Here is a 26,393-nt window from a genome sequence, read left to right as displayed (position 1 = left end):
GGCATTTCTTGCCGCGTCGAACGGTGATCCCCGGACCGTTGTCTTGGCAATTTTTTGTGCGGTTCCGGTTCACCATATCCGGCGGTTTCGAGCGCGGCAACGAGCATTTGCAGAACGGTCGATTGGGCCAGACCGGCGGTGCGAAAATCCGGCTATTTCAGCGCGGTAACCAGGTCGGCGTCGGGAAAGCAGGTAGCGGAACGGCCGTTGCTGGCCTGCCATTTGCCGATCGAGCGGCGCGTCTTGAAGCCAGGCAGGCCGTCGGCGCTGCCGACATCGTAGCCCTTAGCTTCCAGCGCCCGCTGCAGGGCGGCGATGTCGGAGCGGTAGAGCCCGCCGACCGCGCCCCAATTGCCCGAGAAATTGCTGTCGCCATGGGCGATGCGATCGGCGCCATGGCCGATGAACAGGGCATAGAGATCGCTGGTGTTATACTGCTTCAGCACATAGAAATTGGGGGTGACGATGAAGGCCGGGCCGCTACGCCCGGCCGGCATCAAAAGAAAGCCCTCGGCTTTCAGTTCGCTCGCCGGGAACGGTTTACCCGACACACGCCTGATGCCCATATCAGCCCACTGGGAAATCTTCTTGCCCTGGTCCGGACCTTCGAGCGAGCACGAGACGCTGTCCGGCACAGTCACCTCGAAGCCCCAGCCGCGGCCCCTGACCCAGCCATAATGGACGAGATAATTGGCGATCGATGCCAGTATATCGGGCGTCGAATTCCAGATGTCGGTGCGGCCGTCGCCGTCGAAATCGACGGCATGCTTGAGGAACGATGTCGGCATGAACTGCGGCTGGCCAAGCGCGCCTGCCCAAGACGATTTCATCGCGCCGACCGGGGCAAGCCCGCGCTCGACGATCTCGAGCGCAGCCAAGAGCTCGGTGCGGAAGAATTCCTTCTTGGTCGACATGAACGCCTTGGTGCCCAGCACCTCGAAGGCGTCATAAGGCATTTTCGCCGCGCCGAAGCCGCTCTCGCGGCCCCAGATCGCCAGCAGCACTTCGCCAGGCACGCCGTAGCGTTTCTCGATCGCGGCAAGAGTCCTAGCGTTGGTCGCCTCGCGGGTGCGGCCGCCGGCGGTCACCGCTCGGACTATCTTTTCAGCGAAATAGGCGCCCGGCGAACCGAACTCGGCCTGATGCTGCTTCTGCGGCGTCGTCGCCTTCTCGCCCGGCTTCACCAGGTCGGGCAGCTTCAGGTTCGGCTTGACGCCTTCGAAGGCGGCATCGAAGGTTTTCCTGGAGATGCCTTTGGCATTGGCTTCGGGCCAGAGGTCGTTGCCAAGCCAGGCGCGGAACTGGTCGTCGATCTTTGCCGCCGAGGCGGGGGTGGCGAGGATCAACCCAAGTAGGGCTGCTAGAAACGAGAGGCAGGCTAGTGTGCGAGCTCGGCGTTCTGTCGCGCCCCCCTCTGTCCTGCCGGACATCTCCCCCACTTGGGGGGAGATTGGCAGCTTCGATTTCTGCTCCAGCCTTGCACCGTTGAAGATTGGCGAAAGCCAGCGCGACATCCAATCTCCCCCCTCGTGGGGGAGATGTCCGGCAGGACAGAGGGGGGCGCGACGGAACGCAATCATCTCGGAAGCACTCTCCCCGCAACTCGCCTCAAAACACCGTCCGCGAGCGCAGTGCGGCGGCCAGCGTGCCTTCGTCGAGATAATCGAGTTCGCCGCCGACCGGAACACCGTGCGCCAGGCGCGTCACCTTGATGTCGAAGCCGGAAAGCTGGTCGGTGAGGTAGTGCGCGGTGGTCTGGCCCTCGACCGTGGCGTTGACGGCGAGGATCACTTCCTTGACTTCGCCGCCGGCGACGCGATCGACCAGCGAACGGATGTTTAGCTCATCAGGACCAATGCCGTCGAGCGGCGACAGCGTACCGCCGAGCACATGGTAGCGCACGTTCATGGCTGTCGCCCGCTCCAGCGCCCAAAGGTCGGCCACGTCCTCGACGACGATGAGCGTAGTGGGGTCGCGGCGGGGGTCGGTGCAGATCATGCATGGATCCGAGGTATCGACATTGCCGCAGGTCGAGCAGATGCGCACCTTGTCGACCGCCTCGCCCATGGCGGCGGCGAGCGGCGCCAGCAGCTGTTCCTTCTTCTTGATGAGGTGGAGCGCGGCGCGGCGTGCCGAACGCGGACCGAGCCCCGGCACCTTGGCCAGCAGCTGGATCAGGCGTTCGATCTCGGGACCGGCGATTCGCTTAGACATCGCACCGGTTTAGGATTTTTCCGCACGCTTTGGAACAGTTGAGCGGCCAGGGGCTCCGCTCTTCCCTTCTCCCTTGTTGTGGGAGAAGGGAAGGCCGACGTCGCGGCCAGTGCTGCCGTCCTCAGTTTTCTTCCAGTGGCCGGGTCTGGCCGGCGATCATCGCGCCGATGGCGTCAGTGTTCTCGGGCGTCGCCTCGAACGACATTGTCGGCTCTGCCGGCGCTGCCTCGAAGGAGGCGACAGGCGGCGCGCTCGCGGTTCCACCGAAGCGGGCCGCATCCGGCTCCTGCATTGGCTCTTGCAGCGCCACAAGCATCGGCTTCTCCGGTGTCGCCCTCGCCGCGGTTGCCATCCCGGCAGTCACCCTTGTCTGCTTTGCCGGCTGCGATGCCGCGGCGGTCACATAGGTCGCTTTGGCGAATGTCGGCTTGGCGCTGCGTGCCGGCTCCGCCGAGGCGACAAGTATGGCCTGAGCGGCAGGCGCTTGCGGCTTGGCCTGGGCCATGGCGACCACCGGTTCGTCCGGCAACGGCTGCCAGTTGCGGCCGCGCTTTTCATAGAAGGCATTGCCGCCGGCGACCATGGTGTAGTGCATGTTCTTGTAGGGGAAGCGCAGGCCGGCGGTGTGGAAGAACATGGTATTCTTCAGCTTGGCTTTGCGCTCGCCCTTGAGCACCGCCTCGGCGGCTTCCTCGACGTCGGGCATCGCCTTCGAATTCATCGGCCGTGTCATGACGCCCGGCGCGAACTGCCCGCGCTCGCCGACGACCTGGCAGATGGTGTTGCCGTGATTGCCGGACCGCAGCCGGTTCATCACCACCGTGCCGACCGCAATCATGCCGTCACGGCTCGACCGGTTGGACTCGAAGAACATTGCCCGCTCCAGGCACTCCTTTTCCTTCGGCGTGGAATTGTAGGAGCGCGAGCTCAGGAAACTCGGCGTAATAGCATCGGTCAGGCTGGACATGCCGTGCGAGGCGGTCTGACTGCAAGCGGCCAAAAACAGCGGCGAGATAACGACGCCGAGCCGCAACGGCGTCTTCCATCGGGTAGAGATCAACAGGTGTCCCCTCAATTCTGCTGCCAGCCCGCCCTTGGTTGCGGCAAGAATGAGACACTTTCAGGCAAAAAGATGGCTAAAGCGTTATTAAGTGTGGGGAGTTGCCTAATAGACACAGCTGGCGGTAGAGCGAGCACTGGGCCGCTGCACTCTTCGGCCACTGTAACGGCATACGATTGACTAGCGCGTCGCGTTCGACCGGCCTCATGCGACGCGCTTTAGGTTCTTGTTTTGATGCATGTCGTTATCGCAAAACCGCTGCACACTTTTGCGCGACATGCACTAGCCTTAGAACGGCAGTTTCATTCCCGGCGGGATCGGTAGGCCCGCGGTCAGCGCCCTGGTCTTCTCCTGCATGATCTGCTCGACCTTGGTCCTGGCGTCGTTGTGGGCAGCGAGAAGCAGGTCCTCGAGAATCTCGACCTCGTCTTCCTTGAACAGCGACGGGTCGATCTTCAGCGACTTCATCTCGAATTTGCCGGTCAGCGTGACGCTGACCAGGCCGCCGCCGGCCTGCCCGGTGGCTTCCAGCGTGGCGATCTCATCCTGCATGGCCTGGAACTTGGCCTGCATTTCCTTTGCCTTGCCCATCATGCCGAGAAGGTCTTTCATCGCACGGTCCTTTGCAGTTGGTGCTGGTTGTTTCAGGTTTCGTCGTCGTCGGCCGGCGGCTCGACCGGCACTTCGGCCTCGTCGGCTTCCGGCGCGTCGGGAATGCGCACGTCGATGATCTTGGCGCCGGGAAAGCGCGCCAGGATGGCGGCGACCGTCGGGTCGCTCTTGGCATCGAGGAAGGCGTTTTCGCGCTTTGTCGATTCCATCTCGGCCAAGGTCTGGCCGCCCTCGTCCTTCGACAGCGACACCAGCCAGTTGCGGCCGGTCCAGGCGCGCAGCTTGGCGGTCAAATCATTGAGCAACATCTTCGGCGCATCGTCGGTCAGGCTGACGTCGATACGACCGGGCTCGATGCGCACCAGGCGCACGCAACGCTTCACCAGCACCTTGAAGGCCATGTCGCGCTGGGCGTCGGCAAGGGCGACAATGTCGGCCAGCGATTTCACCGGCACCGGCGGCGCCTCGACCGCCGGCTCCGGCGGAGCAACGAAGTTGGTCGGCACCGGCTCGGCCTCGACCAGGCGCATTGTCTGGGCGCCGCCATTGGCCGTCGGCATCCGCGCCTGCGCCACGGCGCCGGCACCACCGCTTGCAGGCGCATGGTTTGCGGGGCCGGGGCTTGCCGGCGTGCCATTCGCGCGCGGCGCGGCGCCCGGCAGGGTACCGCCGTTCTCCAGCGATTTCAGCGCCTCGTCCAGCGTCGGCAGGTCTGCGGCATGGGCCAGCCGGATCAGCACCATCTCGGCGGCGCTGACCGGGCGGTTGGAGGTCTGCACCTCGGGAATACCTTTCAAGAGCATCTGCCACGTCCGCGACAGCACCTTGACCGACAGCGTGCTGGCGAAATCGGCGCCGCGCCGACGCTCGTCCTCGGACAGCGAGGCGTCGTCGATGGCAGCCGGCACGAAACGCAGACGGGTGACCAGATGGTTGAACTCGGCAAGGTCGGTCAGCACCGCGGCAGGATCGGCGCCGGTATCGTACTGGGCACGGAATTCGGCAAGTGCGGCGGCGACGTCGCCCTTCATGACATGTTCGAACAGGTCGACGATGCGGGCACGGTCGGCAAGGCCGAGCATAGCACGCACCGCTTCGGCGCTGACCGCGCCGCCGCCATGGGCGATCGCCTGGTCGAGGATGGACTGCGCATCGCGCATCGAGCCTTCGGCCGCGCGCGCGATCATCGCCAGCGCATCGTCTTCGACTTCGATGCCCTCCAGACGGGCTATCCTGGCAAGGTCGGCCTTGATCATTGCCGCATCGATGCGGCTGAGGTCGAAACGCTGGCAGCGCGACAGGACGGTGATCGGCACCTTGCGGATTTCGGTGGTGGCGAAGATGAACTTGACGTGCGGCGGCGGCTCTTCCAGCGTCTTCAGCAGGCCGTTGAAGGCCTGGTTGGAAAGCATGTGCACTTCGTCGATGATGTAGACCTTGTAGCGCGCCGACACCGGGGCGTAGCGCACACGCTCGATGATGTCCCTGATGTCGTCGATGCCGGTATGCGAGGCGGCGTCCATCTCGATGACGTCGACATGCCGGCCTTCCATGATCGCCTGGCAATGCTCGCCGAGCACGGCAAGGTCGACGGACGGCTGGTCGACGGTCGATGTTTTGTAGTTCAGGGCCCGCGCGAGTATGCGCGCGGTCGTCGTCTTGCCGACGCCACGCACGCCGGTCAGCATCCAGGCCTGGGCGATGCGGCCGGTGGCAAAAGCATTGGTCAACGTGCGGACCATCGGCTCCTGGCCGATCAGTTCGGAGAAATTCGACGGTCGGTATTTGCGCGCCAGCACGCGGTAGGCGGCAGGCTTGTCCAATTTCCCGGCCTCGTTTCCGGCTTCGCTCATTCGCCCGTTAAGCTCCAAGGGCTGCCACTGGAGGCGGCCGATTCCTGCGCATAGTTTCGCCCGCACGGCTTGGCGCCGTCAATGTCGGGGCAAAAGGCGAAGAGGCGGGAGGCTGGAACAATGACCCGTTCCGGGCTCGTTAGGGCTGCTTCCTTCCGGACCTGACCCGGTTGGCGAGTGGACCGTCCACCACCAACCTCCCAGCCTCCATATCGGCAATCCGGCGATGAAATGCAAGTGCGGATGATAGGGGCCTTGAGCGACGGCGAAAGCGGAAACCAAAAACCCGCCTCGGCGGGCGGGTCGTTGGTGCGAATAATCACCATAGCGAGGTTAATAGCATAGCTGCCGGCACAAAGCAAGAACAAAATGTGGCCGCGATCAAAATCGTCGACCTCGGCGGGGCAGCGCCAACCTGATGCAATTTGCCCGGGCCCTCACTTCTTCGCGCACAATCAGCGCCGCGACGGCCAATGTTGCTTGCTGCCCCTTGCGGCCCTTCGGAAGCCGCTCTAGCGTCGATGGAGTTCAAAAAACGTCAAAAAGTGTGGGAAACGCCAATGCTGCCGGGCCTCAAGGCCGGATTCACGCTTGACGCCCAGCTGGAAGCCGACAGCGAACAGCTGATGTGGCTCGGCCTGTGCGAATTGCGCGTCATGAACGACCGCCGCTGGCCATGGCTGCTGCTGGTGCCGCAGCGGCCGGGCATCGAGGAAATCCACGACATGACGCCGCTGGACCAGGCGATGCTGACCTTCGAGACCAACATGGTGGCGCTGGCGCTGAAGCGGGTGACCGGCTGCACCAAGATCAACACCGGCGCACTCGGCAACATCGTGCGCCAATTGCATGTACACGTCATTGCGCGCTCGGAAGGCGATCCCGGCTGGCCCGGCCCGGTGTGGGGGCACGGCCTGCGCGAGCCCTATCAGCGCTCCGACCTTCGCAAGTTTGCGGAAAAGATCAAGGCAGCGCTATAAGCCTCTCCCGTGTCCACCTTGAACCTTCCCGAGTCTGCATGAGCTTTCGCCTGTTTGACGCGCCCTTGCGCGAGCCGAGCCAGTTCGTCGGCTTCGCCGGCAACATTATCGACCGGCAGTCCGAAAACCGCGCCGACGATTCCGTCGAAAAGGCACTCGCCGATCCCTCGGCGCGGCTTTTGCTGATGCGTGGCGGTCGGCTCTATCTGAAGCTTGCGCAAGGCGCATTCGACCCCTGGTTCGGCGTGGCCGAATGCCGGCCGCTCGAAGCATCGCTCGAAAACGGCGTCCTGCTCGGTTTTTCCGAAAGCGGCCCGGTGCTGGCGGTGCCGGCCGGGGTCGAGCCCGAGCAGCTTCCCGAGACGATCAAGGCGATCGACTATCGCTCGGTCTATATGCAGGGGCTGATCGACGAAGCGGCGGCCGGCGCGCTGGCGCAAGGGGCAGCGCTGCTCGCCTGGCATGCCAGCCATCGCTTCTGCAGCAAATGCGGCACCGAAGCCGAGATGCGGGCGGGCGGTTACAAGCGGCATTGCCCGGCCTGCGGTACGGAGCACTTTCCGCGCACCGACCCGGTGGCGATCATGCTGACGGCAACACGCGAAAAATGCCTGCTCGGCCGCGGCCGGCATTTCGGGCCCGGCATGTATTCGGCGCTCGCCGGTTTCATCGAGCCGGGCGAGACGATCGAGGCGGCGGTGCGGCGCGAAACGCTGGAGGAAGCCGGCATCAGGCTCGGCCGCGTCGTCTACCACGCCAGCCAGCCCTGGCCGTTTCCCTACTCGCTGATGATCGGCTGCTTCGGCGAACCGCTCAACGACGATATCCAGCCCGACCTCAACGAGCTGGAAGATTGCCGCTGGTTCTTTCGCGAGGAGGTGCTGTCGATGCTGGCCAGGGAACATCCGAGCGGCCTGGTGACGCCGCCGAAAGGCGCGATCGCCTATAACCTCATCCGCGCCTGGGCCGACAGCGTGTGACACGAAGACATCGCAGGAGCAAAAAATGATCCGTCACACCGTCGTGTTCACGCTGAAACACCAGCCGCATTCGCTCGAGGAAAAACGGTTCCTCGCCGACGCTAAGACGATCCTCACGGCGATAAAGGGCGTCACGCATTTCGAGCAGTTGCGGCAGGTCAGTCCCAAGAACGACTACCGCTTCGGCTTCTCGATGGAGTTCGCCGATCAGCGGGCCTATTCCGGCTATAACGACCATCCCGACCACGTCGCCTTCGTCCGCGACCGCTGGATCCCGGAAGTCGAGGCGTTTATGGAGATCGACTACGTGCCGCTCGGCTGGGGCTGAGACTGGAAAGCGGCGCTCCAACAAATTAATACCCGGCGTCGCGATCCACCACATTTTCCAGCGCTTCGCCGCGCTCGAAAGCATCCATCTGACGCAGCATGATCGGCGCCAGGTGGACCGGATCGGAGGTTGCCGCCGCGTGCGGCGTCACGAACACTTTGGGGTGGCTCCATAGCGGGCTGGTCTTCGGCAACGGCTCGACCTCGAACACGTCGAGGCTGGCTTCCTTCAGCGTGCCGTCGTCCAGCGCGCGCAGAATGTCGGCGTCCTTCTGCAGCCTGCCGCGCCCGGCATTGATCAGCACTGAGCCGCCGAGGCCGTTGCGCTTCCGCAGCTCCTTCAGCACGCCGTGGTTGATGATACCGTGCGTCTGTGGCGTCAGCGGCAGCAGCACCACCAGGATGTCGGTGGCGTTTAGGAACGGGATCAGGCCGGCCTCGCCCGCGTAAGTCGAGACACCTTGCATCGGCCGATCGCTGCGCGACCAGCCATTGACGGGAAAGCCGAGCGACAACAGCACCGATGCCGCCGCGCGGCCAAGCGTGCCGAGCCCCATAATGCCGACCGAGATGTCGCTGGCCGGCCGCTGCTGCGGTTCATGCCAGATCTTCTTCTGCTGCTGGGCGCGGTAGAGCATGCCTTGGCGATGGTGGTCGAGCACCCGCCAGACGACGTATTCGGTCATGTACTGGGTCAGGTTGTCGGCCACCACCTTGACGACCGGTACGTCGGGCAAGGTGGGATCGGCGAAGATGTGGTCGACGCCGGCGCCGATCGAGAAGATGGCGCGCAGATTGGGCAGCGACGACAACAGGTTCGGCCGCTGTTTCCACACCACAGCATAGGTAATCGAGGGATCGCCGGCGCCATTCGGCTCGAGCACCACCTCGCGCTCCGCCGACAGCAGTTCGCGCCAGCGCAGCGGATGAATACCGGTGAGGGCAAGCAGGATGCGGCCTTTTTCCATTGTGGATTGTTTTTCCCTTTTACCAACAGCGTTCGCGTTCCGACGCGCAAGGCGCGGCAGCGTTTTGATTTTGTGCATGATCTCTGGCGAAAATCTACTCGCTGACGATGCCGACCGGCGCCGTTTCGATCTTGAAGGCGGCCGAGATCAACGCCTTTGTATAGTCGGTCCGCGGGCTGCCGAAAATATGTTCGGAAGGACCGGCCTCGACGATCCTGCCGTTGCGCATGACGATGACTTCGTTGGCGAGCGCGCGGATGACCCTCAGATCGTGGCTGATGAAGAGGTAGGCGAGGTTGTGCTTGGCCTGCAGGCTGCGCAAGAGGTCGACGACCTGTGCCTGCACGCTCATGTCGAGCGCCGAGGTCGGCTCATCCAGCATGACGAAACGCGGGTTGAGCACCATGGCGCGCGCGATGGCGACGCGCTGGCGCTGGCCGCCGGAGAATTCGTGCGGATAGCGGTTGCGCGTCGCCGGATCGAGGCCGACTTCCCCGAGCACGTCGACGACACGCTCGTCGCGCGCATCAGGAGACAGCTTCGGCTCATGGATCTTCAACCCTTCCTCGATGATCTCGGCGACCGACATGCGCGGACTGAGCGAACCGAACGGATCCTGGAAGACGATCTGCAACTCGCGCCGCAGCGGCCGCATTTCGTTGAAGGACAGCTGATCGATGCCGCGTCCGTTGAACTGGATGTTCCCGGTCGACGAGATCATCCTGGCCAGCGCCAGGCCGAGCGTCGTCTTGCCGGAGCCGGATTCGCCGACGACGCCGAGCGTCTGACCGGCCCGCACGGTGACGTCGATGCCGTCGACCGCCTTCACATTGTCGACGGTGCGCCGGAAGAAGCCCTTCTTGATCGGGAACCAGACCTTGACGTCCTTGCCGACCATCACCGGCCTGGCGGCCTGGTTGGCCGCCGGCGGCTTGCCTTTCGGCTCGGCGGCAAGCAGATGCCGCGTGTAGGCGTGCTGCGGATTGGCGAATATCTCCTTGGTCGGCCCTGTCTCGACGATCTTGCCCTTGGTCATCACGCAGACCCGGTCGGCGATCTTCCTGACGATGCCGAGATCGTGGGTGATGAACAGCATCGACATGTTCTTGCGGCTTTTCAGGCCGGCGAGCAGCTCGAGGATCTGCGCCTGGACGGTGACGTCGAGCGCCGTCGTCGGCTCGTCGGCGATCAAAAGTTCAGGCTCGTTGGCGAGCGCCATGGCGATCATGACGCGCTGGCGCTGGCCGCCGGATAGCTGGTGCGGATAGGCGTCGAGCCGTTTTTCCGGTTCGCGGATGCCGACCTCGTGCAGAAGTTCCAGCGTGCGCGCCTTGGCGTTGCGATCGCCCAGGCCCTGGTGCAGCTTCAGCACCTCGACGATCTGCTGCTCGATCGTGTGCAGCGGGTTGAGCGAGGTCATCGGCTCCTGGAAGATCATGGTGATCTTGTTGCCGCGCACGCGGCGCAAGTCTCTCTCGTCCGCGGCAAGCAGGTCGGCGCCGAGGAACAGGATCTTTCCCGACGGGTGGCTGGCGGTCGGATAGGGCAGCAGCTTCAGCACCGACAGCGCGGTGACCGACTTGCCGGAGCCGGATTCGCCGACCAGCGCCACCGTCTCGCCCTTGGCGAGGTCAAATGAAATACGGTCGACGGCGATCGACTGGCTGCCGCCTTGCGTGAAGGCGACGCTGAGGTCCTGGATCGAAAGGAGAGGGGCGGTCATAGCTCAACTTCCGCGACAACCCTGTCCAAGGCGGAAATTTCCGGTCGTATGATCGAAATTTTGGCTGCCATTTGAGGTGGGACGAGACGATTTGGTGCGATAGAATAGGTCTCTTTCAATCTCGTATCCGCGGTCAGAAATTGCGTGCAGCCGAAGTGCGTCGCTGTGGAAAGATGGATCGCGTCTGGTAATCTCAAGGAAAGGAATTCCGAACGCAACTGTGCTGCGTGCCAGAGAACGTCGCGAGTTATCGTCCCAATTGAGATGAAGGCATTGCCGATTGAAATATTGTCGTAGAGCTCGATCAGTCGCTCATTGTTCTTTCTCAAGGGATCGACCATCAACTCCGCGAGCACGATCTCACTGGTCGCCAGGAAAGGCTGCTTTCTGCCCTCGTTCAGTGAAATGAGCTGAAGCAGTTTTTTTGCAAGCGCATCATTGTTTTCAAAGGCATAGATGAAAATGTTGGTGTCGACATAAAGCCGGACTGCAGCCATCAATCCTCCCACTCATCGCGGAGGGCACGAACACGCGCGACAGCCTCGTCGAGGCTTGTTCCCGGCGCGTTGGCCTGAGCATCCCGCATGAGTTCAAGCAATTGTTCGCGGCCAAGGGGCCTGTTGGCCTCCTCCTCCACTGTCACTTTGACCGAGGCGCTCGGAGCTATGCCTTTTCGCAGTTCATCAGGGAGCTTCGATGCCGGGTAGTGTTCAAGGATGATCCTATTCATAACCCTTCCTTCCCCAACGTGCGGATTGACGGACTGCACGGACGCCAACACACGGTCATGGCTCCGGGTTCGCTCATATCGGCCAATTTGCTCTCCAGCGATCGAGCGATGGCTGCCACTGGTGTTTCACCGATCAAAGCCGCCGGTCACTTGAGGGTACGTCCGCTTTTGTCCGGATTGCCATTTCCAGAATATAACATGCCGAATGCCAGCCTGCATCGCCCTCATCTGAACGTCTTGCGCGGATCGAAGGCGTCGCGCGTGGCCTCGCCGACGAAGACCAGCAGCGACAGCATCAGCGAGATGACGACGAAGCCGGAAATGCCGAGCCATGGCGCGTTGAGATTGCGCTGTGCCTGCTTCAGCAACTCACCCAGCGAGGCGGCGCCGGGCGGCAGACCGAAGCCGAGATAGTCGAGCGAGGTCAGCGTCGAGATCGAGCCGCTGAGCAGGAAGGGCAGGAAGGTCAGCGTCGCCACCATGGCATTGGGCAGCAGATGCCGGAACATGATAGTGACGTTGGACACGCCGAGCGCGCGCGCCGCATTGACATATTCGAAGTTGCGGGCGCGCAGGAACTCGGCCCGCACCACGCCGACCAGTGCCACCCAGGAGAACAGCAGCATCAGCCCGAGCAGGATGAAGAAGCCGGGCGGCAGGATGGCGGCGACGATCAAGAGCAGATACAGCACCGGGATGGCCGACCAGATCTCGATGAAGCGCTGGAACAGAAGGTCGGTCCAGCCGCCGAAATAGCCCTGGAGAGCGCCGGCCGCCACGCCGATCAGCGCCGAGCCGGCGGTCAGGATCAGACCAAACAGCACCGAGACCCTGAAGCCGTAGATGACGCGCGCCAGCACGTCGCGGGCCTGGTCGTCGGTGCCCAGCCAGTTCCAGTTGCCGACGATGCAATTGGGGTCCGCCTCGCCTTTCGGATACTGATTGCAGCGCGTCTTCTTGTCGTAGAGCCAGGACGGCTTGGTCGGTGCTGCTTCGGGAATGGCGTTGTTGACGGTCTGGTAGGAGTAGCGCACCGGCGGCCAGATCATCCAGCCATTGGCGTTGATCTCGTCCTGGATGACCGGGTCGCGGTAGTCGGTGACGGCATAGAAGCCGCCGAACTTCTCCTCGGGATAAGCGACCAGGACCGGAAACAGGATCTCGCCCTTGTAGGAGGCGATGATCGGCCTGTCGTTGGCGACCAATTCCGAAACCAGCGACAGCACGAACAGGAACAGGAATATCCACAACGACCAGTAGCCGCGCCGGTTGGACTTGAAGTTCTGCAGGCGCCGCTGGTTGAGCGGCGACAGAAAGGGCCGCGCGATCCGAGCCGGCGCCGTTTCGGCCATGGTCCGCGCCATCAGACGTCTCTCCGCTCGAAATCGATGCGCGGATCGACCCAGGTGTAGATCAGGTCGGACAAAAGCCCGACGAACAGGCCAAGCAGCGAGAAGATGAAGAGATTGGCGAAGACTACCGGATAGTCGCGCTGCACCACCGAGTTGAAGCCGAGCAGGCCGAGGCCGTCGAGCGAAAATATGTTCTCGATCAGCAGCGAGCCGGTGAAGAAGGCCGAGATGAAGGCGCCGGGGAAACCGGCGATGACGATCAGCATGGCGTTGCGGAAGACGTGGCCATAAAGCACCTGCCGCTCCGACAGGCCCTTGGCGCGGGCGGTGACCACATATTGCTTGCGGATTTCCTCGAGGAAGGAATTCTTGGTGAGCAGCGTCGTCGTGGCGAAGGCCGACAGCACCAGCGCGGTCAGCGGCAAGGTCATATGCCAGAAATAGTCGACGATGCGCTGCGGCCAGGACAGCTGGTCCCAATTGTCGGAGGTGATGCCGCGCAGCGGAAACCAGTCCCAGAACGAGCCGCCGGCAAACAGCACCATCAGCAAGATGCCGAACAGGAAGCCCGGAATGGCGTAGCCGACGATGACGACGCCGCTGGTCCAGACGTCGAAAGTGGAGCCGTCCTTGACCGCCTTGCGGATGCCGAGCGGGATCGAGATCAGGTAGGATAAAAGCGTGATCCACAGCCCGATCGAGATCGACACCGGCATCTTTTCCAGGATCAGGTCGAGCACCGAGATGTCGCGGAAATAGCTGTCGCCGAAATCGAAGCGGAGATAGTTCCACAGCATCATGCCGAAGCGCTCGAGCGGCGGCTTGTCGAAGCCGAACTGCTTCTCCAGCTTCTTGATGAATTCCGGATCGAGCCCTTGCGCGCCGCGGTATTTCGAGCCGACGTCGCCGGCGACATCGAAATTGGCGCCGCCGGCATCACCGCCGCCGCCGCCGAGGCGATCGCTGCCGCCCTGGTTGGTCAGCCTGGCGATGACCTGCTCGACCGGCCCGCCCGGCGCGAACTGGATGACGGCAAATGACACCGCCATGATGCCGAACAGGGTCGGGATCATCAGCAGGATACGGCGCAGTATATAGGCGCCCATCAGGCTCTCTGCCTCGCTTGTGCGAAAATCTCAGGCTTTGCCAATTTTTGCCGCCTTGTCTTTGTCGAACCACCACAGCGTCTCGACCGGAAAGTCGTAATCCGGCTTTTGAGCGGGAAAGCCGAACATATCCCAGAAGGCAGCCCGGTGATTCGCCAGATGATATGTTGGAATCCAGTCTAGCCGCGCGCGCAAGACCCGATCGAGCGCGTTGAGCGCTGTGACGAGTTCGATCCGGCTCTGCGCCTTGCCGGCTGCTTCGATCAGCGCGTCGATGGCTTTGCTTTCCGTACCCGGATAGTTGCGCATCCCCGGCGTTTTCGCCATCCGGGAATTGTAGAGGATTTCCAGGCCGTCGGCAGTAGGCGTCGCCCCGATCAACCAATGTAGCATGTTGAAATCGAAATCGTAGTTGCTTTGCCGCGCTTCAAATTGCGTCGAATCGACCTGCCGGATCGAAGCGTCGATGCCAATCGCCTTCATATTCTCGGACCACGGCGCGAAAATGCGAACGAGACCCTCGTCCTCGGCCAGCATTTCCACCCGCAGTCGCTCGCCCTTCTCATTGACGACGAAATTGCCCGCTCGCTTCCAGCCGGCTTCGGCAAGCAGTCTCGAAGCTTCGCGCAGCACCTTACGGTCGTGACCGGAACCGTCCGAGACGGGTTGCACCACCGGTTCGCCGAAGGTTTCCGGCGGCAACTCGGGTCGAAACGGCTCCAGCAGTTTCAATTCCTGGGGCGAGGGCGGGCCCTCGGCCTTGTAGTCCGATCGTTCGAAGTTCGATTGCGAGCGCTCGTAGGAGCCGAAAAACAGTACCCGCTTGGTCCATTCGAAATCGAAGCAATAGGCGATCGCCTGTCTCACGCGCACATCGCGGAATTGCGGCCGGCGCTGGTTCAGCGCGACAGCCTGCATGTCGGGCGATTTCTCGCCGGGAAATTCGCGTTTGACGACCCTGCCATCCTTCAGCGCTGGAAAGTCGTAGCCGGTCGCCCATACGCGCGCGGTGAACTCCTCGCGAAAATGCGTATCGCCTTTCTTGAACGCTTCAAACGCTGCCTGGCGATCAAGATAGAAATCGATACGGATACGGTCGAAATTATTAAGCCCGCGGTTCACGGCGAGATCGCGCCCCCAATAATCGGCGACACGTTCATATTCGATAGTCTGCCCGGCCACGACCCGTCCCATCTTGTACGGCCCGGAGCTGAGCGGCGGGGTCATCGTCGAGGCGTCGAAATCATTGGCCGTATAGAAGGCTTTGGACACGATCGGCATTACGGCGATCGCGAGGATATTCTGCGCCGACTGTTTGCCGTTGAAGGTAAGGCTGACAGTAAGCGGATCGATTGCGACCGCATCCGTCATATGCCGCAGCGCTTGGGAAAGGTTCGGGTGTCCCCGGTCTTTGTAGAGGTTCAAGGCGAAGGCAACGTCCTCAGCCGTCAGCGGCGAGCCGTCATGGAAGCGCGCTTGTGGCCGCAGGCTGAAGCGGAAGCCGTTGCGGTCCTGCGACAAGGTAACGGATTCGGCAAGCACGCCGTAGACCGCATCCGGCTCATCGAGCGCCCTTGCCATCAGCGAATCGAAACAGAGCTCGGTGCGCGGCGGCGAATCCCCCTTCAACACCAGCGAGTTCAACGTGTTGAAAGTCAGAAAGCTCTGATTGAGGGTGGAGTTCGGCGGGCCGAAATTCATCCGGCCGCCCTTGGGAGCGTCTGGATTGACATAGTCGAAATGCGTGAAATCCGGAGGATATTTGAGATCGCCGAAGGCCGACAACCCGTGCAGTTTCACGCCGGTCGGAATGGCCGCGAAAGCTCGGCCTGGCAGCAGTGCCGCAGCGGCGGCAGCACCGCCCAGGGCGAGGAAGTCGCGACGAGGCAGCGCCGCCATCAATTGCCACTCTTGTATTTGGCCGCCAGCGCCTTTTCCTTGTCCGGATCGATCCACCAGGAATCCGTGTCCACGCCTAAATAGGCAGGCTGCTTTTCGGGCATGCCGAACTTGTTCCAGTAGGCCAGCCAGACCACCGGCCTGTGCCATTGCGGCACGACATAATAGTTCCACAACAGAACCCGGTCGAGCGCATGGGTGGCAGCAACCAGATCGTCGCGGTCGGTGGCGTAGATAACGCGGTCGACCAGCGCGTCGATGATCGGATCCTTGATGCCCATCAGATTGCGTGAGCCGGGTGCGTCGGCGGCTTTTGAACTCCAGAAGTCGCGTTGCTCGTTGCCGGGCGAATCCGACTGTGGGAAGATCCCCGTCACCACGTCGAAGTCGAAGCTGCGGGTGCGGTTCACATATTGGCTGGGGTCAACAATGCGAAGTGCGGCATCGATACCGATCTTGCGCAAATTATCGACGTAGGGATTTGCGATGACTTCGTCGGTCGGATCCCGTCCCAGGATCTCCAGCTTGAATTGCTGGCCCGTCTGGGCATTGACCATTTTGCCGCCCTTGATGACCCAACCAGCCTTGGCGAACAGATCGACCGCGGACTTCAGGTATTTACGCTCCGCCTGCGGCGTCTCGTAGATCGGCAGCTTGAATTCCTCGGTGAAGATTTCAGGCGGCAGCTTGTCGCGATATTGCTCGAGAATCTCCAGCTCCTTGCCTTTCGGCAGGCCGCTGGACGTCAGGTCGGTGCCCTGGAAATAGCTGCTCGTACGGGTGTTAAGACCGAAGAACAGCGTACGATTCATGCTTTCGAAATCGAGCACGTCGGTCAACGCCTCGCGTATGCGTCGATCCTGAAACTGCGGGCGTCGCAGATTAAGCGCGAAACCCTGCATCGGCTCAGGCGACTCGGTCTTGAACTCCCTCTTGACAACGTCGCCTTGCTTGATCGCGGGAAAGTTATATGCCGTCGACCAGCGTCTCGAGCTGTTTTCCGCGTTGATGTCCTCAAGCCCACCCTTGGTAAATGCCTGCCAAGCCGCATTCTCATCGAGAATATAGGTATACCGCTTCGTGTCGAAATTCTCTCGGCCGATCTTCACTGGCAGCTTGGCGGCCCAATAGTCGGGCACGCGCTGCCAGACAATTTCCGAACCTGGCTTGAAGCTGGCGATCTTGTAGGCAGCCGACCCCAGCGGCGGCTCCAGCGTCGGCCGGGTGACGTCGCGCTTCTTGCCGTTGACATCGGTGCCTTCCCACCAGTGCTTGGGCAGCACGACGAGATCGCCGATGATCTTGGGCAATTCCCGGTTGCCCTTCTGGCTGAAATGGAACTCGACCTCACGATCGGAGATTGCGACCGCGTCGGTGACGTTCTCGAAATAGCGGCTGTATTGCGGGCTGCTGGCCTTTAACACCTGGAACGACCAGATCACGTCGTCGACCGTAATCGGCTGGCCGTCATGCCACTTCGCCCGCGGATCGAGCCGGTAGGTCGCCGAGGAATAGTCGGCCGGATATTTATAGGCTTCGGCGACCAGCGAATGGCTGGTGCTGCCTTCGTCGGTCGCCTGCTCCATCAGCGTGTCGTAGAGCAGACCGCCGCCAAACGGGACGAGACCAGCGGCGGCAGAACCCTGGACGATATAAGGATTGAAGCTGTCGAACGTGCCCGGCACCACCGAGTTCAGCGTACCGCCCTTCGGTGCATCCGGATTGACGTAGTCGTAGTGCTGGAAATTGTCGCCGTATTTGGATTCGCCGATCAGCGAGGAGGTCGTGCGCCATTCGTCCGCAAAGGCCGCCTGCAGGCCGCCGGCAAAGGCAGCCAGCATCAGCACCGATTTCAGAAGCGTCCGCGCTCGGCCAACCGTCATGCGTTCTCCTCTTCGCGATATAGCGCCGTCACCATAGCGTCTGGGCCCAATCTAGATCATTTGACGGCGCTGAAAACCGCAACCGAGCGGCTTTGTCGTCGCATATGCGTTTTTCCTAACGAAAAAGCCGGGCTGAACCCGACGAAAGTATGTCCGACGGTATCCATCGCTATCCATCGATTGGGATCGTTTCGGATCGCTAGACGTCGGCTAAGTGGTTCAATTAATTAAGCAATTTCTCTTGTCGCCTCTTCCCTTCGTGCTCGGTTCACAACTATATTGCTCGCTATCAGACGCTAACAGCCGACGCAAAACGGTGTCTGATTCGGTCCCTAGTTTTAGCGAGGTCTAATGTCATGAGTATTCAGTTTAGCGTTCCGAAGGCCAAAGATGGCCTGACCGTCAAATCGATCGCGGGCTTCAAGCCGCGTCCTGACGGTGGCTTCTACGAAGTGTCTGACGCCGGGGAGACGAAGGCTCTCCACATACGAGTGTCGGGCCGGGCGAAAATCTTCTACATGAACGCGCGCTGGAAGAAGGGCGCCACGTCCGCGACCTCCCGCGCCATCGGCGAGTTTTCCGAGATCGACCGTGCTGGCTTCGTGACCCTCGCCCAAGCCCGCGACAAGGTCCGCGAATGGGAGGCTCTGCGCCGCGCCGGTATCGACCCAGCGGAGAAGGCGGCTGAGGAGCAGGAAGCCCAAGAGCGTGCGGAAGCGCAGGCAGCGGCGGAAGCGATTGCCGCGCAAGCCGGAGTGTTCTCCGCCGTGGTCGAGGCCTACCTAGCTGATGCTGAGTTTCGGAAACAGCGCCGGTTGATCGCGTCAGAAAGGGAAATTCGAACCGAATTGCTCGACCCGGAACGCAATCCATGGATATCGAAGCTAATGCCCGAAGTCGAGGATGAGGACGTGTTTGCGCTCGTCGCGGCGATCCGGGACCGTAAGCGCACATATAGCTCCGGCCGAGAGAAGCTTGGTGCGCCTTATCAAGCCATCAATGTCTTCGACCACGTGAAGCGGATTTACGCTTGGGCGATGAACCCGGAGCGGCGGAAGAAGTTTGGGCTGAGATACAACCCGATCGTGCATTTGCAGAAGAAGGATTTCAAACTGAAGAAACATCCGCGCCAGAGGGTCCTTACCCCTGACGAAATCCGCGCTTTTTGGCTCGCGACTCAGGAGCTCGGATATCCTTATGGCCCGATGTACCGGCTCCTGCTCGCGACCGGCCAGCGGCTCAATGAGATCGCGCAAGCGTCATGGCCGGAATTTGATCTTCGGGAGAATGTCTTGGTTGTCCCTTCGGAGCGCTTCAAAAGCAAAGCCATCCACCGCGTTTCGCTGAGCGACCTCGCGTTGGAAATCGTCGCGACCGTTCCACGCTTCGATAATGGCGGTCCCGGTTCTTTCCTCTTCTCCCTGAAGAAGGGCCGCATTCCAGCCCGCGCTTTCGGCACCACGAAAAAGAAACTGGATGAATTGATGCTGGTGGAGATGAAGAAGATTGCCGCCGAACGTGGCGACCCGGAACCGGCGTCCCTGACGCCATTCGTCAACCATGATCTGCGCCGGACAGTCCGCACCCAGCTAGCCGCGTTGAAGGTGCCGTCTCTCGTCGCGGAAATGGTAATCGGGCACGATGTGAAGGGATTGGAGCGAGTGTACAATCAATATGAGTTTGAGAAGGAGAAGCGCGAAGCTCTCCAGCTATGGGCCGATCGGCTCCGGCTGATTGTTAATCCGCCGTCCGCGCCGAATGTCGTGCCGATGAGGAGGGCCGCTGGTTGAAGAAAAGTCCATTCTCGACACTGACAGGTCTAGTCTCGTTTGATCACGTTCTGTGGCAAGCTGAGAATGGCAATTCTGGTTGGCTCATAAGTCGTCTTGAAAGGGGCAATCTTAGCAACCTTGAGCTTGGCCTTCTGGCAGATTTTCTTGAAGGGCGTCAATTTGGTCACCTCCCCGGAAGAGGCCGCCCAACGAAACGCATGAGTGCCGCGCTGCGCGGATGGAATGCCGAGAAACCACTCATTGTTGAACACCTCCGAGGGGGAAGGTTAGAGCCCGCACACGAGATTACGATTGTGGCGGTGCTGATCAATTTCTCCATTGGTGAACGATCGCGCCGTGGACATCCGAACGCGCCGAGCCAGCGCGCGACGGATGCGGACCTTCGCCTGCGGCGTGGCGAATTTGATTATGAAGACCTCCGGTCGGAAGGACGTTCAGCAGAGGAAGCGTTGCAGATCGCCTCCGATCGCAATCACTGCACTTACGAAGCGCTTGCCCTATTTGTCAGCGGTTCCTCCTCGAAACGTCACAGGAATTAACCCCACGAATTAAGCCTGAAGCCTGCGTCAGGATTTTCGCGTCTCTTCTTCGGATCAAGCGATAGCGCACGACTGCGAACGCTTTTGATCGAAGGAGAAACAGCATGGAAGCAGTAGCGGCATCTACTCCCTCCCAACCTCGTGACACCACTCCCCTCCTCGCGCCGGGTCCGGGAGACGACATTCCCTCCATCCCACGCCGTGACCTTCCTCAATACGGCCAAAAACTGAAGGACACTCAGCTTCGCGCCGTTATCAAGGCCGGCGACTTTCCTGCGCCGTATCGCCCATCGGAGCGAAAGCGGCTCTGGTCACCGCGCCAAATTCGCGAATGGCTCAAAAACAGGGAACCGAAGGCCGGAGGCGCGGCCTAAATGTCCGAGACCGTCGACGCCGAACCTGGCACCGCTATCACTCGTGACATTGTTTCCCAAATCGCCGCCGCGCTGGCTGTCGGTTGGGGCGCGATCTTGCGCGCCGATCTCGTCGCCGCTCAACAACGCCACCTCCTTTCGGACGACGACATGGTGACAGCTCGCGAGCTTGCACTCGCCTACCGCGCTGAGATGAAGGCCGGCAAGGTGCCTGCCGCCGTGACTAGCTATCGCTATGCGCTATCCGTCGCCAGAAGCCGGAAGCGCGCCACGGCCGATGCGCCACCGAGGGTTAAACGATGAAGCCTGACCTGGGAACCATCTACGGACTAAGCGGCAAGGAACTGCGCTCGACGCTGTCGCATCCGCTTAAATTGAAAGCGTTTTTGTGCCGCATCGAAATTGAGATCACCGGACCAAACCGTCACGAGGAGATCGGCGAACTTCATCGCCAAATCCGCCAAGCATGCGAGTGGTGCGGCACTGGCGGCTCGATGTTTTCGTGGTGCGTGTACGGGGCATATATGGACGCTGCCGAGTTCTTCAAAGAGAAGTACAAAGCGTCACAAATAAAGCCGCCCGAATAGAAAAACTGCCGGGACGGTGGATGCCACCCCGGCAGTAAATGGAATGTCTCTCGATAATGCAGGTCAATGCGGCTCTGAATCTATCGGTTTTACTGAGGAGAGTAAAGCTTGGACGAAGAACGCTGCGCCTTGAAATACAAGTGAAAGCGGCATATGTCAGAGAATATCGACACCGATCGTGAGAAATGGTCTGAAAAGACCACTCACATTTCAGATCATCAGTATTACAAAGCCAATCGCGATTATTCATTCACCGTCCAACGTGGCAAGAATTACGATCAAGTCATGGAGCGGTGGGTGCCGGCATTTCGGACCATCCGCGAAGATATGCGCGCTTCTGGCGATCGCATCGATGACCTCAATCATCGCGAAGCCGATAAGGCCAAGGGAGAAGACTTCTGGGTGGGTCGCGGCGATGAGCTGCCAATTCTCTACAAGTTCCCGGAGCTACAGGCCTATACTACGGCCAATCCCGGCTCGCTGGTGACGATCGCTGAAGGCGAGCGGGACGCTGAGACGTTGATAACGTTCGGCTTCACCGCCACAACCAATCCGTTCGGCTCGATGAAATGGGAACCGGAATTCTCCCCACACTTCAAGGGAATGCGTGTCACCATCTTCGTTGATAATGACGCGAAGGGACGACAACACGCAGAGAAGGTCGCGCAGAGCATTCTCCCGCATAAGCCAGAAAGCATCCGGCTGGTCGATCTTCCGGGCCTCCAACCGAAGGGAGACATTTCCGATTGGGTCCAGACGCAACACGATATCGGTAAGTCGAAAAATGACATCCGGAAGGAGCTTCGCGAGCTAATTAACGATGCTCCCGGCCTCGATCAATGGCGTGACAAGAACAGCCTCCTCCGCAAGGACGCGAAAGGCAAGACGCTCGCCGATCAAGAGAACATCCGCAGAGCATGCGACCTGATGGAGATTAAGCTCAGCTACAACGCTTTCGCTCACAAGATCATCATCGAGGGACTACCCGGCTATGGTCCGGAGCTAGATGACGCGGCGATGCGAAGGCTTTGGCTAGAGATAGACACCCGCTATCACTTCCTGGCTTCGGAAAGGCTCTTCACACCCGTCATTGCCGACTACGCGCGGCGGAATTCCTTCCACCCGGTGCGAGCCTACTTCGGCAGTCTCAAATGGGACGGTGTCGAGCGGATTGACAAATGGTTGATCGATTATGGCGGAGCCGAAGATACCGCGTTCAATCGGGCAGTGTCCGGGATATTTCTGATTGCAGCAGTGCGGCGCATTCAGCAGCCGGGTTGTAAGTTCGATGAAATGGTTGTGCTTGAAAGCGCGCAAGGAACGAATAAGAGCACCGCCCTAAATGTCTTGGCCGGAGACGCTTGGTTCATGGACGATCTTCCGTTGACCGCGAAATCTCGCGAAGTGATAGAACAGACGCTAGGAAAATTGATTATCGAAGCGGCTGAGCTGACCGGCATCAATCGGACAGAGGTTGAGAACTTGAAGTCATTTATGTCGCGTCGATACGATGTGGCACGGCTCTCCTATGACAGGTCAACAACGGAGGTCCCAAGACAGTTTGTCATAGGCGGAACAACCAACACCGAGAAGTTCCTAAAAGACAAGACTGGCAACCGTCGCTTCTGGCCAGTTAAGGTGAAGAAGTTCAACCTGGTGGCATTGCGTCGGGATCGAGATCAACTATGGGCCGAAGCCGTCGCACGCGAGGCGAACGGAGAAAGCATCAGGCTCGCGGAGGAGCTTTGGGTGGATGCCGCCAAGGTGCAAAATGAGCGAATGCTTGATGAGCCGTTCCGTGACGTTATTGACGATGCCATTGGACATCTCGAAGGCGATCTGAAGATCAAGGCTTCTGACATTTGGGACCTACTTCGAATTCCGGTGGAGCGGCGGAACCAAGGCCACAACGATCGGTTGGGAGCAGTCATGCACGAGCTAGGCTATGTGCATGACAAGATACGCTTCGGAGAACCCAAGACGGCTCGCGGATATTACAAGGGTGAGTACAAGCTCGCGAGGAAGATCAATGTTGTTCGACACTATGATGGGCACAGAGAAAGCTTCTCGATCAACGTCGAAGACGACATGTAGATCGATTTTGGATGCTTCCTCTTTGTGTTTTGCGAGGGACGGTTGTTGAGGTGCGGGACGGCTAAAGACCATGCAGAGTATGGGTTAGCGTTTACCGTCCCTCCGTCCCTCTGTGAAACGAACTTTGCACACGCGCTGAGCGCTCTACCCCTCGTTCCGGTCTCTTGTCTCCGGTGTTCTGTGAACTTTTATTGAAAAGGGAGGGACGGGGAGGGACGAAGGAGGGAAGCCATGAATAATATGGTGTTCTTCACGTCCCTCCTATGACCGGGACGCGAGAGGGACGGCGCGGGACGCTGGTTGCTTGTCCACTATGGGGAAACCAATCCCCAAACGCGACCGAAAACACCAGATTTTTCCTGCGCCGGCCGTCCGATGGCGCTTTCGGCGCGGCTAACCGGTTAGGAACCGGTAGTTTTCGGATCAACTTTCCCTTACAAATCAAGGAGTTGCGTTGGCGGAATTCCCTCCGTCGGAGGCCTTAGACACCGCTGCATACACCGAAAGGCTGGGAAAGTTGGCCGCGAAAAGGAAGTCGATAGCGCCTACCAAGCCCGCAGCCAGTAGCGCCGTGTCGAACGGTAGCAAGCTGCTAGCAGGCGTCGACGGCCGGTCAGCCACCTTCCGTCGCTATCGCGATCTGGTCTCCCTCCTCGTCGTCCAAGCCTACGGAGGCGAAGTCACAGAGGCCCAGCTTCAGCTAGTCCGACGCGCGGCCTCGATCAGCGCTTGGTGCGAGGCTCAGGAAACCCGTATGGCCCTCGACCTCGATGTGGACATGGCGAAGTACTCGACGATCGCCAACACCCTTCGTCGCCTGCTGACCGACATTGGCCTGACCAAGATGCCGGAGAAGCAACTCACCGTTGACGGCTATCTCGCCTCCAAGAAGGCGGCACAGTCATGAGGCCGAAGGTCTCCATGCGCGAGGCCTTGAGCGATCCGCTCCTGTTTGCCCCGATCTTGCCCGGCCCATCTTGGCTCCCATGGCGCACAATCCTCATTGGCCTGATGGGCGAGGTCTTGACCGACGAAGAGCGCGAACTTTGGCGCCTCCTCACCTCCCGCGACCGCGAGCCTTCTTCCCCAGTCGAAGAATTCTGGGCGATCGTCGGCCGACGCGGCGGAAAGACCAGATCAATGTCGGTATTGTCCGCCTACCTGAGCGCACTTTGCGATTGGTCGGATCTCCTTGTCCCCGGCGAACGCGGCAAGCTCCCTTACCTCGCAGCCTCCCAAAAACAGGCCGCTGTCGCCTTCGGCTATGCCGCCGCCATCTTCGAACAGGTCTCGCTCCTCCGCGCGATGGTCAAAAACGAGACCAAGGAGACCATCGAACTTGATAACGGCATCGATCTTGAGATCAGGGCAGCGTCCTTCCGGGGATTGCGCGGCATCACCGCCATTGGCGCGATCTGTGACGAAATAAGTTTTTTTCGCACCGCGGAGGACAGCGCCAACCCCGATAGCGAAATCTTGACGGCTCTCCGCCCCAGCCTCGCCACCACCAATGGACCCTTGATCGCAATATCATCGCCATACGCGAAACGAGGCGAGCTTTACGCGACCTTCAAGAGCCATTTCGGCCCGACCGGCGATCCCGCAATTCTGGTCGCCAAGGGCGCCAGCCGGACGTTCAATCCGAGCCTGCCGCAAAAGGTCGTCGATCGGGCGCTCCAACGGGACGCCGCATCCGCCTCCGCCGAATATCTGGCGGAGTTCCGAAGCGACATCGAAGCCTTCATCAAGCGCGAACAGGTCGAAGGTCTCGTGTCATCGGCCGTGTTCGAGCGGCCTTATGTCCCCTTCACCAGCTACACGGCATTTACCGATCCGAGCGGCGGCGCGGCCGATGCCTGGACGCTCGCCATTGTCCATCGCGAAGACGACATGGTCATTCTCGACGCGATCCGGGAACACAAGCCGCCCTTCTCCCCGGAGCGCGTCGTGGCCGACCTCTCCGACACACTCATTTCATATGGCCTCAGCGAGGTCATGGGCGATCGGTATGGCGGCGAATTCCCGCGCGAACTCTTCTCGAAGGCAGGCGTCACGTACCTTCTCGCGCCGAAGAGCCGGAGCGACATCTATCGCGAAATCCTTCCCTCATTGAACTCCGGCACCGTCGACCTCCTCGACAATGACAAGCTCGTCAACCAGTTCGTCGGTCTTGAACGCCGCGTAACGCGCGGCACTGGGAAGGAACAAATCGACCACTCTCCCGGATCACACGATGACGTAGCGAACTCGGTCGCCGGCGCAATCTGGGCGATCGATAACGCGCCGCAAGTCCCTCAGATGGGTATCGGCCGCTATGGCGGTGGGGCTGATGAAGAGGAAGACAACTCGATGTTCTCCGGCATGGACTATGTCGCGGAGCAGCGCAGACGAGGACTTTGGAACCATGACTGACGACAGCAACGTGCCCGTCCGCCTCCGCGTCGGGGGTGACGCAAAACAGGAACTGATAGCGGATGGTCGCACACTCTCCGGCATCGAGCGGTATGAATCGCCGTATCCGATCGGCCGGAAAAACGCAGGCCGGGACGCCTACTTGAACCGCCTTTTGAAACACACGGAGCCCAAACCATGAGAAAGCGCACACCCCTTCGCCCGCCACTTTTGAATGCCGACATCGCGCGTGGCAACGTCACCAACCCGGACATGCCGGAATTAGTTGGAGTGTTCTCGGCGCTGTCGAGCTTGTCCAATTTGTGGGATGGCCTCGACGCCACGCGGTCTGTGGTCGATCCGTTGGTGACACGCGAAGCCGCCGCATTGAAGTACAAGGACGGCTTCCTGAAAGCCACGAGCCTAGCCACCGCATCCGTTCGCGCCGCCGCGTCCAAGGTTTTGGAGGCCAAGGATAAGCTCCGACACGAAGCGAAAGGCAAGGCCGGACTGCTGGCGGATTACGGCAATGCGCGAGAGCTTCGCGATGTCCTGCGGTCAATGAAGCAAGAAGACCGCGACGCCGCAATCACTGCTGCCCTGTCGAGGGGTGACCATGCGGTGATCGCCGCGCTTCAGGCGCATGAGCTCCTTGTCGGCCCAACCTCCCGCCCGCTCAAGTCGATCATTGATCAGTTTGTCGCCGAGCGTGCGCCGGACGAAATGGCGAAAATCGAAGACCTCGACACCGCCGAAGAACACTTGACGTTCGCCTATCAGCAGTTCGGGAAATCGATTCAAGACATGCGCGACCTCCAAGCCGAGCGCGACGGGGAACAGGGCAACAAGGCCGCGAACGAAGCCGAAGCCAAACTGGGCCGCGCGTTACAGGGAGCCGCCGCGCCGGCGCAAACGTGAAGCGTCACGT

Annotated in this window: 25 protein-coding genes and 1 other RNA gene; 12 read left to right on the top strand and 14 right to left on the bottom strand. The window is 60.8% G+C overall.

The genetic code is table 11. From position 1 onward, the window contains the following. Positions 1-152: 152 nt before the first annotated feature. From NKJ32_RS04260 to ffs, 6 genes are all read right to left on the bottom strand, one after another. Complete coding sequence (locus tag NKJ32_RS04260; protein WP_352826946.1) at positions 153-1,430, bottom strand: lytic murein transglycosylase; 1,278 nt, start codon at positions 1,428-1,430, stop codon at positions 153-155. Positions 1,431-1,608: 178 nt separating this feature from the next. Continuing rightward, on the bottom strand, positions 1,609-2,214 hold the full coding sequence (recR, locus tag NKJ32_RS04255) for a recombination mediator RecR (protein WP_352448580.1): 606 nt from the start codon (positions 2,212-2,214) through the stop codon (positions 1,609-1,611). A 121-nt stretch (positions 2,215-2,335) separates the two neighbouring features. Beyond that, on the bottom strand, positions 2,336-3,274 hold the full coding sequence (locus NKJ32_RS04250) for a cell wall hydrolase (protein WP_352826882.1): 939 nt from the start codon (positions 3,272-3,274) through the stop codon (positions 2,336-2,338). Positions 3,275-3,562: 288 nt separating this feature from the next. Beyond that, complete coding sequence (locus NKJ32_RS04245; RefSeq protein WP_023676870.1) at positions 3,563-3,886, bottom strand: YbaB/EbfC family nucleoid-associated protein; 324 nt, start codon at positions 3,884-3,886, stop codon at positions 3,563-3,565. A 32-nt stretch (positions 3,887-3,918) separates the two neighbouring features. After that, positions 3,919-5,739 carry a DNA polymerase III subunit gamma/tau gene (locus tag NKJ32_RS04240; protein ID WP_352826881.1) on the bottom strand — a complete coding sequence of 607 codons (1,821 nt, stop codon included), beginning with the start codon at positions 5,737-5,739 and terminating at the stop codon, positions 3,919-3,921. A 104-nt stretch (positions 5,740-5,843) separates the two neighbouring features. Further along, an RNA gene (gene ffs / locus NKJ32_RS04235) (signal recognition particle sRNA small type) lies at positions 5,844-5,940 on the bottom strand. Positions 5,941-6,299: 359 nt separating this feature from the next. On the opposite strand from ffs, the gene NKJ32_RS04230 reads away from it, so the two are divergent. The 3 genes from NKJ32_RS04230 to NKJ32_RS04220 are packed head-to-tail and all read left to right on the top strand — an operon-like array spanning position 6,300 to position 8,027. Then, a complete protein-coding gene (locus tag NKJ32_RS04230; protein ID WP_023676868.1) occupies positions 6,300-6,719 on the top strand; it encodes an HIT family protein in 420 nt (139 codons plus the stop codon). 38 nt (positions 6,720-6,757) lie between these two features. Continuing rightward, positions 6,758-7,699: an NAD(+) diphosphatase gene (gene nudC / locus NKJ32_RS04225; RefSeq protein WP_352826880.1), complete on the top strand. Its 942-nt coding sequence runs from the start codon at positions 6,758-6,760 to the stop codon at positions 7,697-7,699. A 25-nt stretch (positions 7,700-7,724) separates the two neighbouring features. Then, positions 7,725-8,027, top strand: a complete 303-nt coding sequence (locus NKJ32_RS04220) for a Dabb family protein (protein ID WP_352826878.1) — start codon at positions 7,725-7,727, stop codon at positions 8,025-8,027. Between the two features lie 25 nt (positions 8,028-8,052). Here the strand turns inward: NKJ32_RS04220 and NKJ32_RS04215 are convergent, their stop codons facing one another. The 8 genes from NKJ32_RS04215 to NKJ32_RS04180 form a co-directional block, all read right to left on the bottom strand. Further along, entirely contained in the window at positions 8,053-8,994 is a 942-nt protein-coding gene (locus tag NKJ32_RS04215; protein WP_352455091.1) for a 2-hydroxyacid dehydrogenase, read from the bottom strand. A gap of 94 nt (positions 8,995-9,088) precedes the next feature. After that, entirely contained in the window at positions 9,089-10,717 is a 1,629-nt protein-coding gene (locus tag NKJ32_RS04210) for an ABC transporter ATP-binding protein (protein ID WP_352826877.1), read from the bottom strand. Further along, the gene (locus NKJ32_RS04205; protein ID WP_352826876.1) at positions 10,714-11,214 is read right to left on the bottom strand and encodes a type II toxin-antitoxin system VapC family toxin; all 501 of its coding nucleotides are present in this window, start codon (positions 11,212-11,214) and stop codon (positions 10,714-10,716) included. Before NKJ32_RS04205 ends, NKJ32_RS04210 begins: the two co-directional genes overlap by 4 nt. Next, positions 11,214-11,447, bottom strand: coding sequence for a hypothetical protein (locus NKJ32_RS04200; protein WP_031211801.1), 234 nt, complete (start codon positions 11,445-11,447; stop codon positions 11,214-11,216). The genes NKJ32_RS04205 and NKJ32_RS04200 overlap by 1 nt, the downstream gene beginning before the upstream one ends. Positions 11,448-11,671: 224 nt before the next feature. Next, positions 11,672-12,811: an ABC transporter permease gene (locus NKJ32_RS04195; RefSeq protein WP_352826875.1), complete on the bottom strand. Its 1,140-nt coding sequence runs from the start codon at positions 12,809-12,811 to the stop codon at positions 11,672-11,674. Next, complete coding sequence (locus NKJ32_RS04190; protein WP_352635800.1) at positions 12,811-13,905, bottom strand: microcin C ABC transporter permease YejB; 1,095 nt, start codon at positions 13,903-13,905, stop codon at positions 12,811-12,813. The genes NKJ32_RS04195 and NKJ32_RS04190 overlap by 1 nt, the downstream gene beginning before the upstream one ends. A gap of 30 nt (positions 13,906-13,935) precedes the next feature. Beyond that, positions 13,936-15,804: an extracellular solute-binding protein gene (locus NKJ32_RS04185; RefSeq protein WP_352826874.1), complete on the bottom strand. Its 1,869-nt coding sequence runs from the start codon at positions 15,802-15,804 to the stop codon at positions 13,936-13,938. Then, on the bottom strand, positions 15,804-17,687 hold the full coding sequence (locus NKJ32_RS04180; RefSeq protein WP_352826873.1) for an extracellular solute-binding protein: 1,884 nt from the start codon (positions 17,685-17,687) through the stop codon (positions 15,804-15,806). Before NKJ32_RS04180 ends, NKJ32_RS04185 begins: the two co-directional genes overlap by 1 nt. 356 nt (positions 17,688-18,043) lie before the next feature. Here NKJ32_RS04180 and NKJ32_RS04175 point away from each other — a divergent pair, with 356 nt between their 5' ends. The 9 genes from NKJ32_RS04175 to NKJ32_RS04135 all read left to right on the top strand — a co-directional run bounded on the left by NKJ32_RS04175 (position 18,044) and on the right by NKJ32_RS04135 (position 26,383). Further along, positions 18,044-19,477, top strand: coding sequence for a site-specific integrase (locus NKJ32_RS04175; RefSeq protein ID WP_352826871.1), 1,434 nt, complete (start codon positions 18,044-18,046; stop codon positions 19,475-19,477). Further along, a complete protein-coding gene (locus NKJ32_RS04170) occupies positions 19,474-20,019 on the top strand; it encodes a hypothetical protein (protein WP_352826870.1) in 546 nt (181 codons plus the stop codon). Before NKJ32_RS04175 ends, NKJ32_RS04170 begins: the two co-directional genes overlap by 4 nt. Before the next feature lie 374 nt (positions 20,020-20,393). Further along, positions 20,394-20,696, top strand: a complete 303-nt coding sequence (locus NKJ32_RS04165) for a hypothetical protein (protein ID WP_352826869.1) — start codon at positions 20,394-20,396, stop codon at positions 20,694-20,696. After that, positions 20,693-20,980 (top strand): hypothetical protein, encoded by a 288-nt coding sequence (locus NKJ32_RS04160; protein ID WP_352826868.1) that lies wholly within the window; start codon positions 20,693-20,695, stop codon positions 20,978-20,980. Before NKJ32_RS04165 ends, NKJ32_RS04160 begins: the two co-directional genes overlap by 4 nt. Before the next feature lie 153 nt (positions 20,981-21,133). Then, positions 21,134-23,074: a virulence-associated E family protein gene (locus NKJ32_RS04155; RefSeq protein WP_352826867.1), complete on the top strand. Its 1,941-nt coding sequence runs from the start codon at positions 21,134-21,136 to the stop codon at positions 23,072-23,074. A 754-nt stretch (positions 23,075-23,828) separates the two neighbouring features. Further along, positions 23,829-23,981: a hypothetical protein gene (locus tag NKJ32_RS04150; RefSeq protein ID WP_352826866.1), complete on the top strand. Its 153-nt coding sequence runs from the start codon at positions 23,829-23,831 to the stop codon at positions 23,979-23,981. Further along, positions 23,978-25,486, top strand: a complete 1,509-nt coding sequence (locus tag NKJ32_RS04145; protein ID WP_352826864.1) for a hypothetical protein — start codon at positions 23,978-23,980, stop codon at positions 25,484-25,486. The genes NKJ32_RS04150 and NKJ32_RS04145 overlap by 4 nt, the downstream gene beginning before the upstream one ends. Then, positions 25,479-25,667, top strand: a complete 189-nt coding sequence (locus NKJ32_RS04140) for a hypothetical protein (RefSeq protein ID WP_352826863.1) — start codon at positions 25,479-25,481, stop codon at positions 25,665-25,667. The genes NKJ32_RS04145 and NKJ32_RS04140 overlap by 8 nt, the downstream gene beginning before the upstream one ends. Then, positions 25,664-26,383, top strand: coding sequence for a hypothetical protein (locus NKJ32_RS04135; protein ID WP_352826862.1), 720 nt, complete (start codon positions 25,664-25,666; stop codon positions 26,381-26,383). The genes NKJ32_RS04140 and NKJ32_RS04135 overlap by 4 nt, the downstream gene beginning before the upstream one ends. Positions 26,384-26,393 lie beyond the last annotated feature (10 nt).

The organism is Mesorhizobium sp. M0159 (assembly GCF_040322295.1).
Taxonomy (GTDB): Bacteria; Pseudomonadota; Alphaproteobacteria; order Rhizobiales; family Rhizobiaceae; genus Mesorhizobium.
The sequence above is the reverse complement of the archived record's forward strand: the minus strand, read 5'-3'. Positions and strand labels throughout refer to the sequence as shown.

Coding starts and splice junctions, on each gene's coding strand:
- NKJ32_RS04240 (WP_352826881.1), bottom strand. CDS start 5,739: ATGAGCGAAGCCGGAAACGAGGCCGGGAAATTGGACAAGCCTGCCGCC.
- NKJ32_RS04220 (WP_352826878.1), top strand. CDS start 7,725: ATGATCCGTCACACCGTCGTGTTCACGCTGAAACACCAGCCGCATTCG.
- NKJ32_RS04160 (WP_352826868.1), top strand. CDS start 20,693: ATGAAGCCTGACCTGGGAACCATCTACGGACTAAGCGGCAAGGAACTG.
- NKJ32_RS04210 (WP_352826877.1), bottom strand. CDS start 10,717: ATGACCGCCCCTCTCCTTTCGATCCAGGACCTCAGCGTCGCCTTCACG.
- NKJ32_RS04200 (WP_031211801.1), bottom strand. CDS start 11,447: ATGAATAGGATCATCCTTGAACACTACCCGGCATCGAAGCTCCCTGAT.
- NKJ32_RS04205 (WP_352826876.1), bottom strand. CDS start 11,214: ATGGCTGCAGTCCGGCTTTATGTCGACACCAACATTTTCATCTATGCC.
- NKJ32_RS04180 (WP_352826873.1), bottom strand. CDS start 17,687: ATGACGGTTGGCCGAGCGCGGACGCTTCTGAAATCGGTGCTGATGCTG.
- NKJ32_RS04135 (WP_352826862.1), top strand. CDS start 25,664: ATGAGAAAGCGCACACCCCTTCGCCCGCCACTTTTGAATGCCGACATC.
- NKJ32_RS04185 (WP_352826874.1), bottom strand. CDS start 15,804: ATGGCGGCGCTGCCTCGTCGCGACTTCCTCGCCCTGGGCGGTGCTGCC.
- nudC (WP_352826880.1), top strand. CDS start 6,758: ATGAGCTTTCGCCTGTTTGACGCGCCCTTGCGCGAGCCGAGCCAGTTC.
- NKJ32_RS04195 (WP_352826875.1), bottom strand. CDS start 12,811: ATGGCGCGGACCATGGCCGAAACGGCGCCGGCTCGGATCGCGCGGCCC.
- NKJ32_RS04155 (WP_352826867.1), top strand. CDS start 21,134: ATGTCAGAGAATATCGACACCGATCGTGAGAAATGGTCTGAAAAGACC.
- NKJ32_RS04165 (WP_352826869.1), top strand. CDS start 20,394: ATGTCCGAGACCGTCGACGCCGAACCTGGCACCGCTATCACTCGTGAC.
- NKJ32_RS04145 (WP_352826864.1), top strand. CDS start 23,978: ATGAGGCCGAAGGTCTCCATGCGCGAGGCCTTGAGCGATCCGCTCCTG.
- NKJ32_RS04245 (WP_023676870.1), bottom strand. CDS start 3,886: ATGAAAGACCTTCTCGGCATGATGGGCAAGGCAAAGGAAATGCAGGCC.
- NKJ32_RS04190 (WP_352635800.1), bottom strand. CDS start 13,905: ATGGGCGCCTATATACTGCGCCGTATCCTGCTGATGATCCCGACCCTG.
- recR (WP_352448580.1), bottom strand. CDS start 2,214: ATGTCTAAGCGAATCGCCGGTCCCGAGATCGAACGCCTGATCCAGCTG.
- NKJ32_RS04230 (WP_023676868.1), top strand. CDS start 6,300: ATGCTGCCGGGCCTCAAGGCCGGATTCACGCTTGACGCCCAGCTGGAA.
- NKJ32_RS04215 (WP_352455091.1), bottom strand. CDS start 8,994: ATGGAAAAAGGCCGCATCCTGCTTGCCCTCACCGGTATTCATCCGCTG.
- NKJ32_RS04150 (WP_352826866.1), top strand. CDS start 23,829: ATGGCCCTCGACCTCGATGTGGACATGGCGAAGTACTCGACGATCGCC.
- NKJ32_RS04260 (WP_352826946.1), bottom strand. CDS start 1,430: ATGTCCGGCAGGACAGAGGGGGGCGCGACAGAACGCCGAGCTCGCACA.
- NKJ32_RS04140 (WP_352826863.1), top strand. CDS start 25,479: ATGACTGACGACAGCAACGTGCCCGTCCGCCTCCGCGTCGGGGGTGAC.
- NKJ32_RS04175 (WP_352826871.1), top strand. CDS start 18,044: ATGAGTATTCAGTTTAGCGTTCCGAAGGCCAAAGATGGCCTGACCGTC.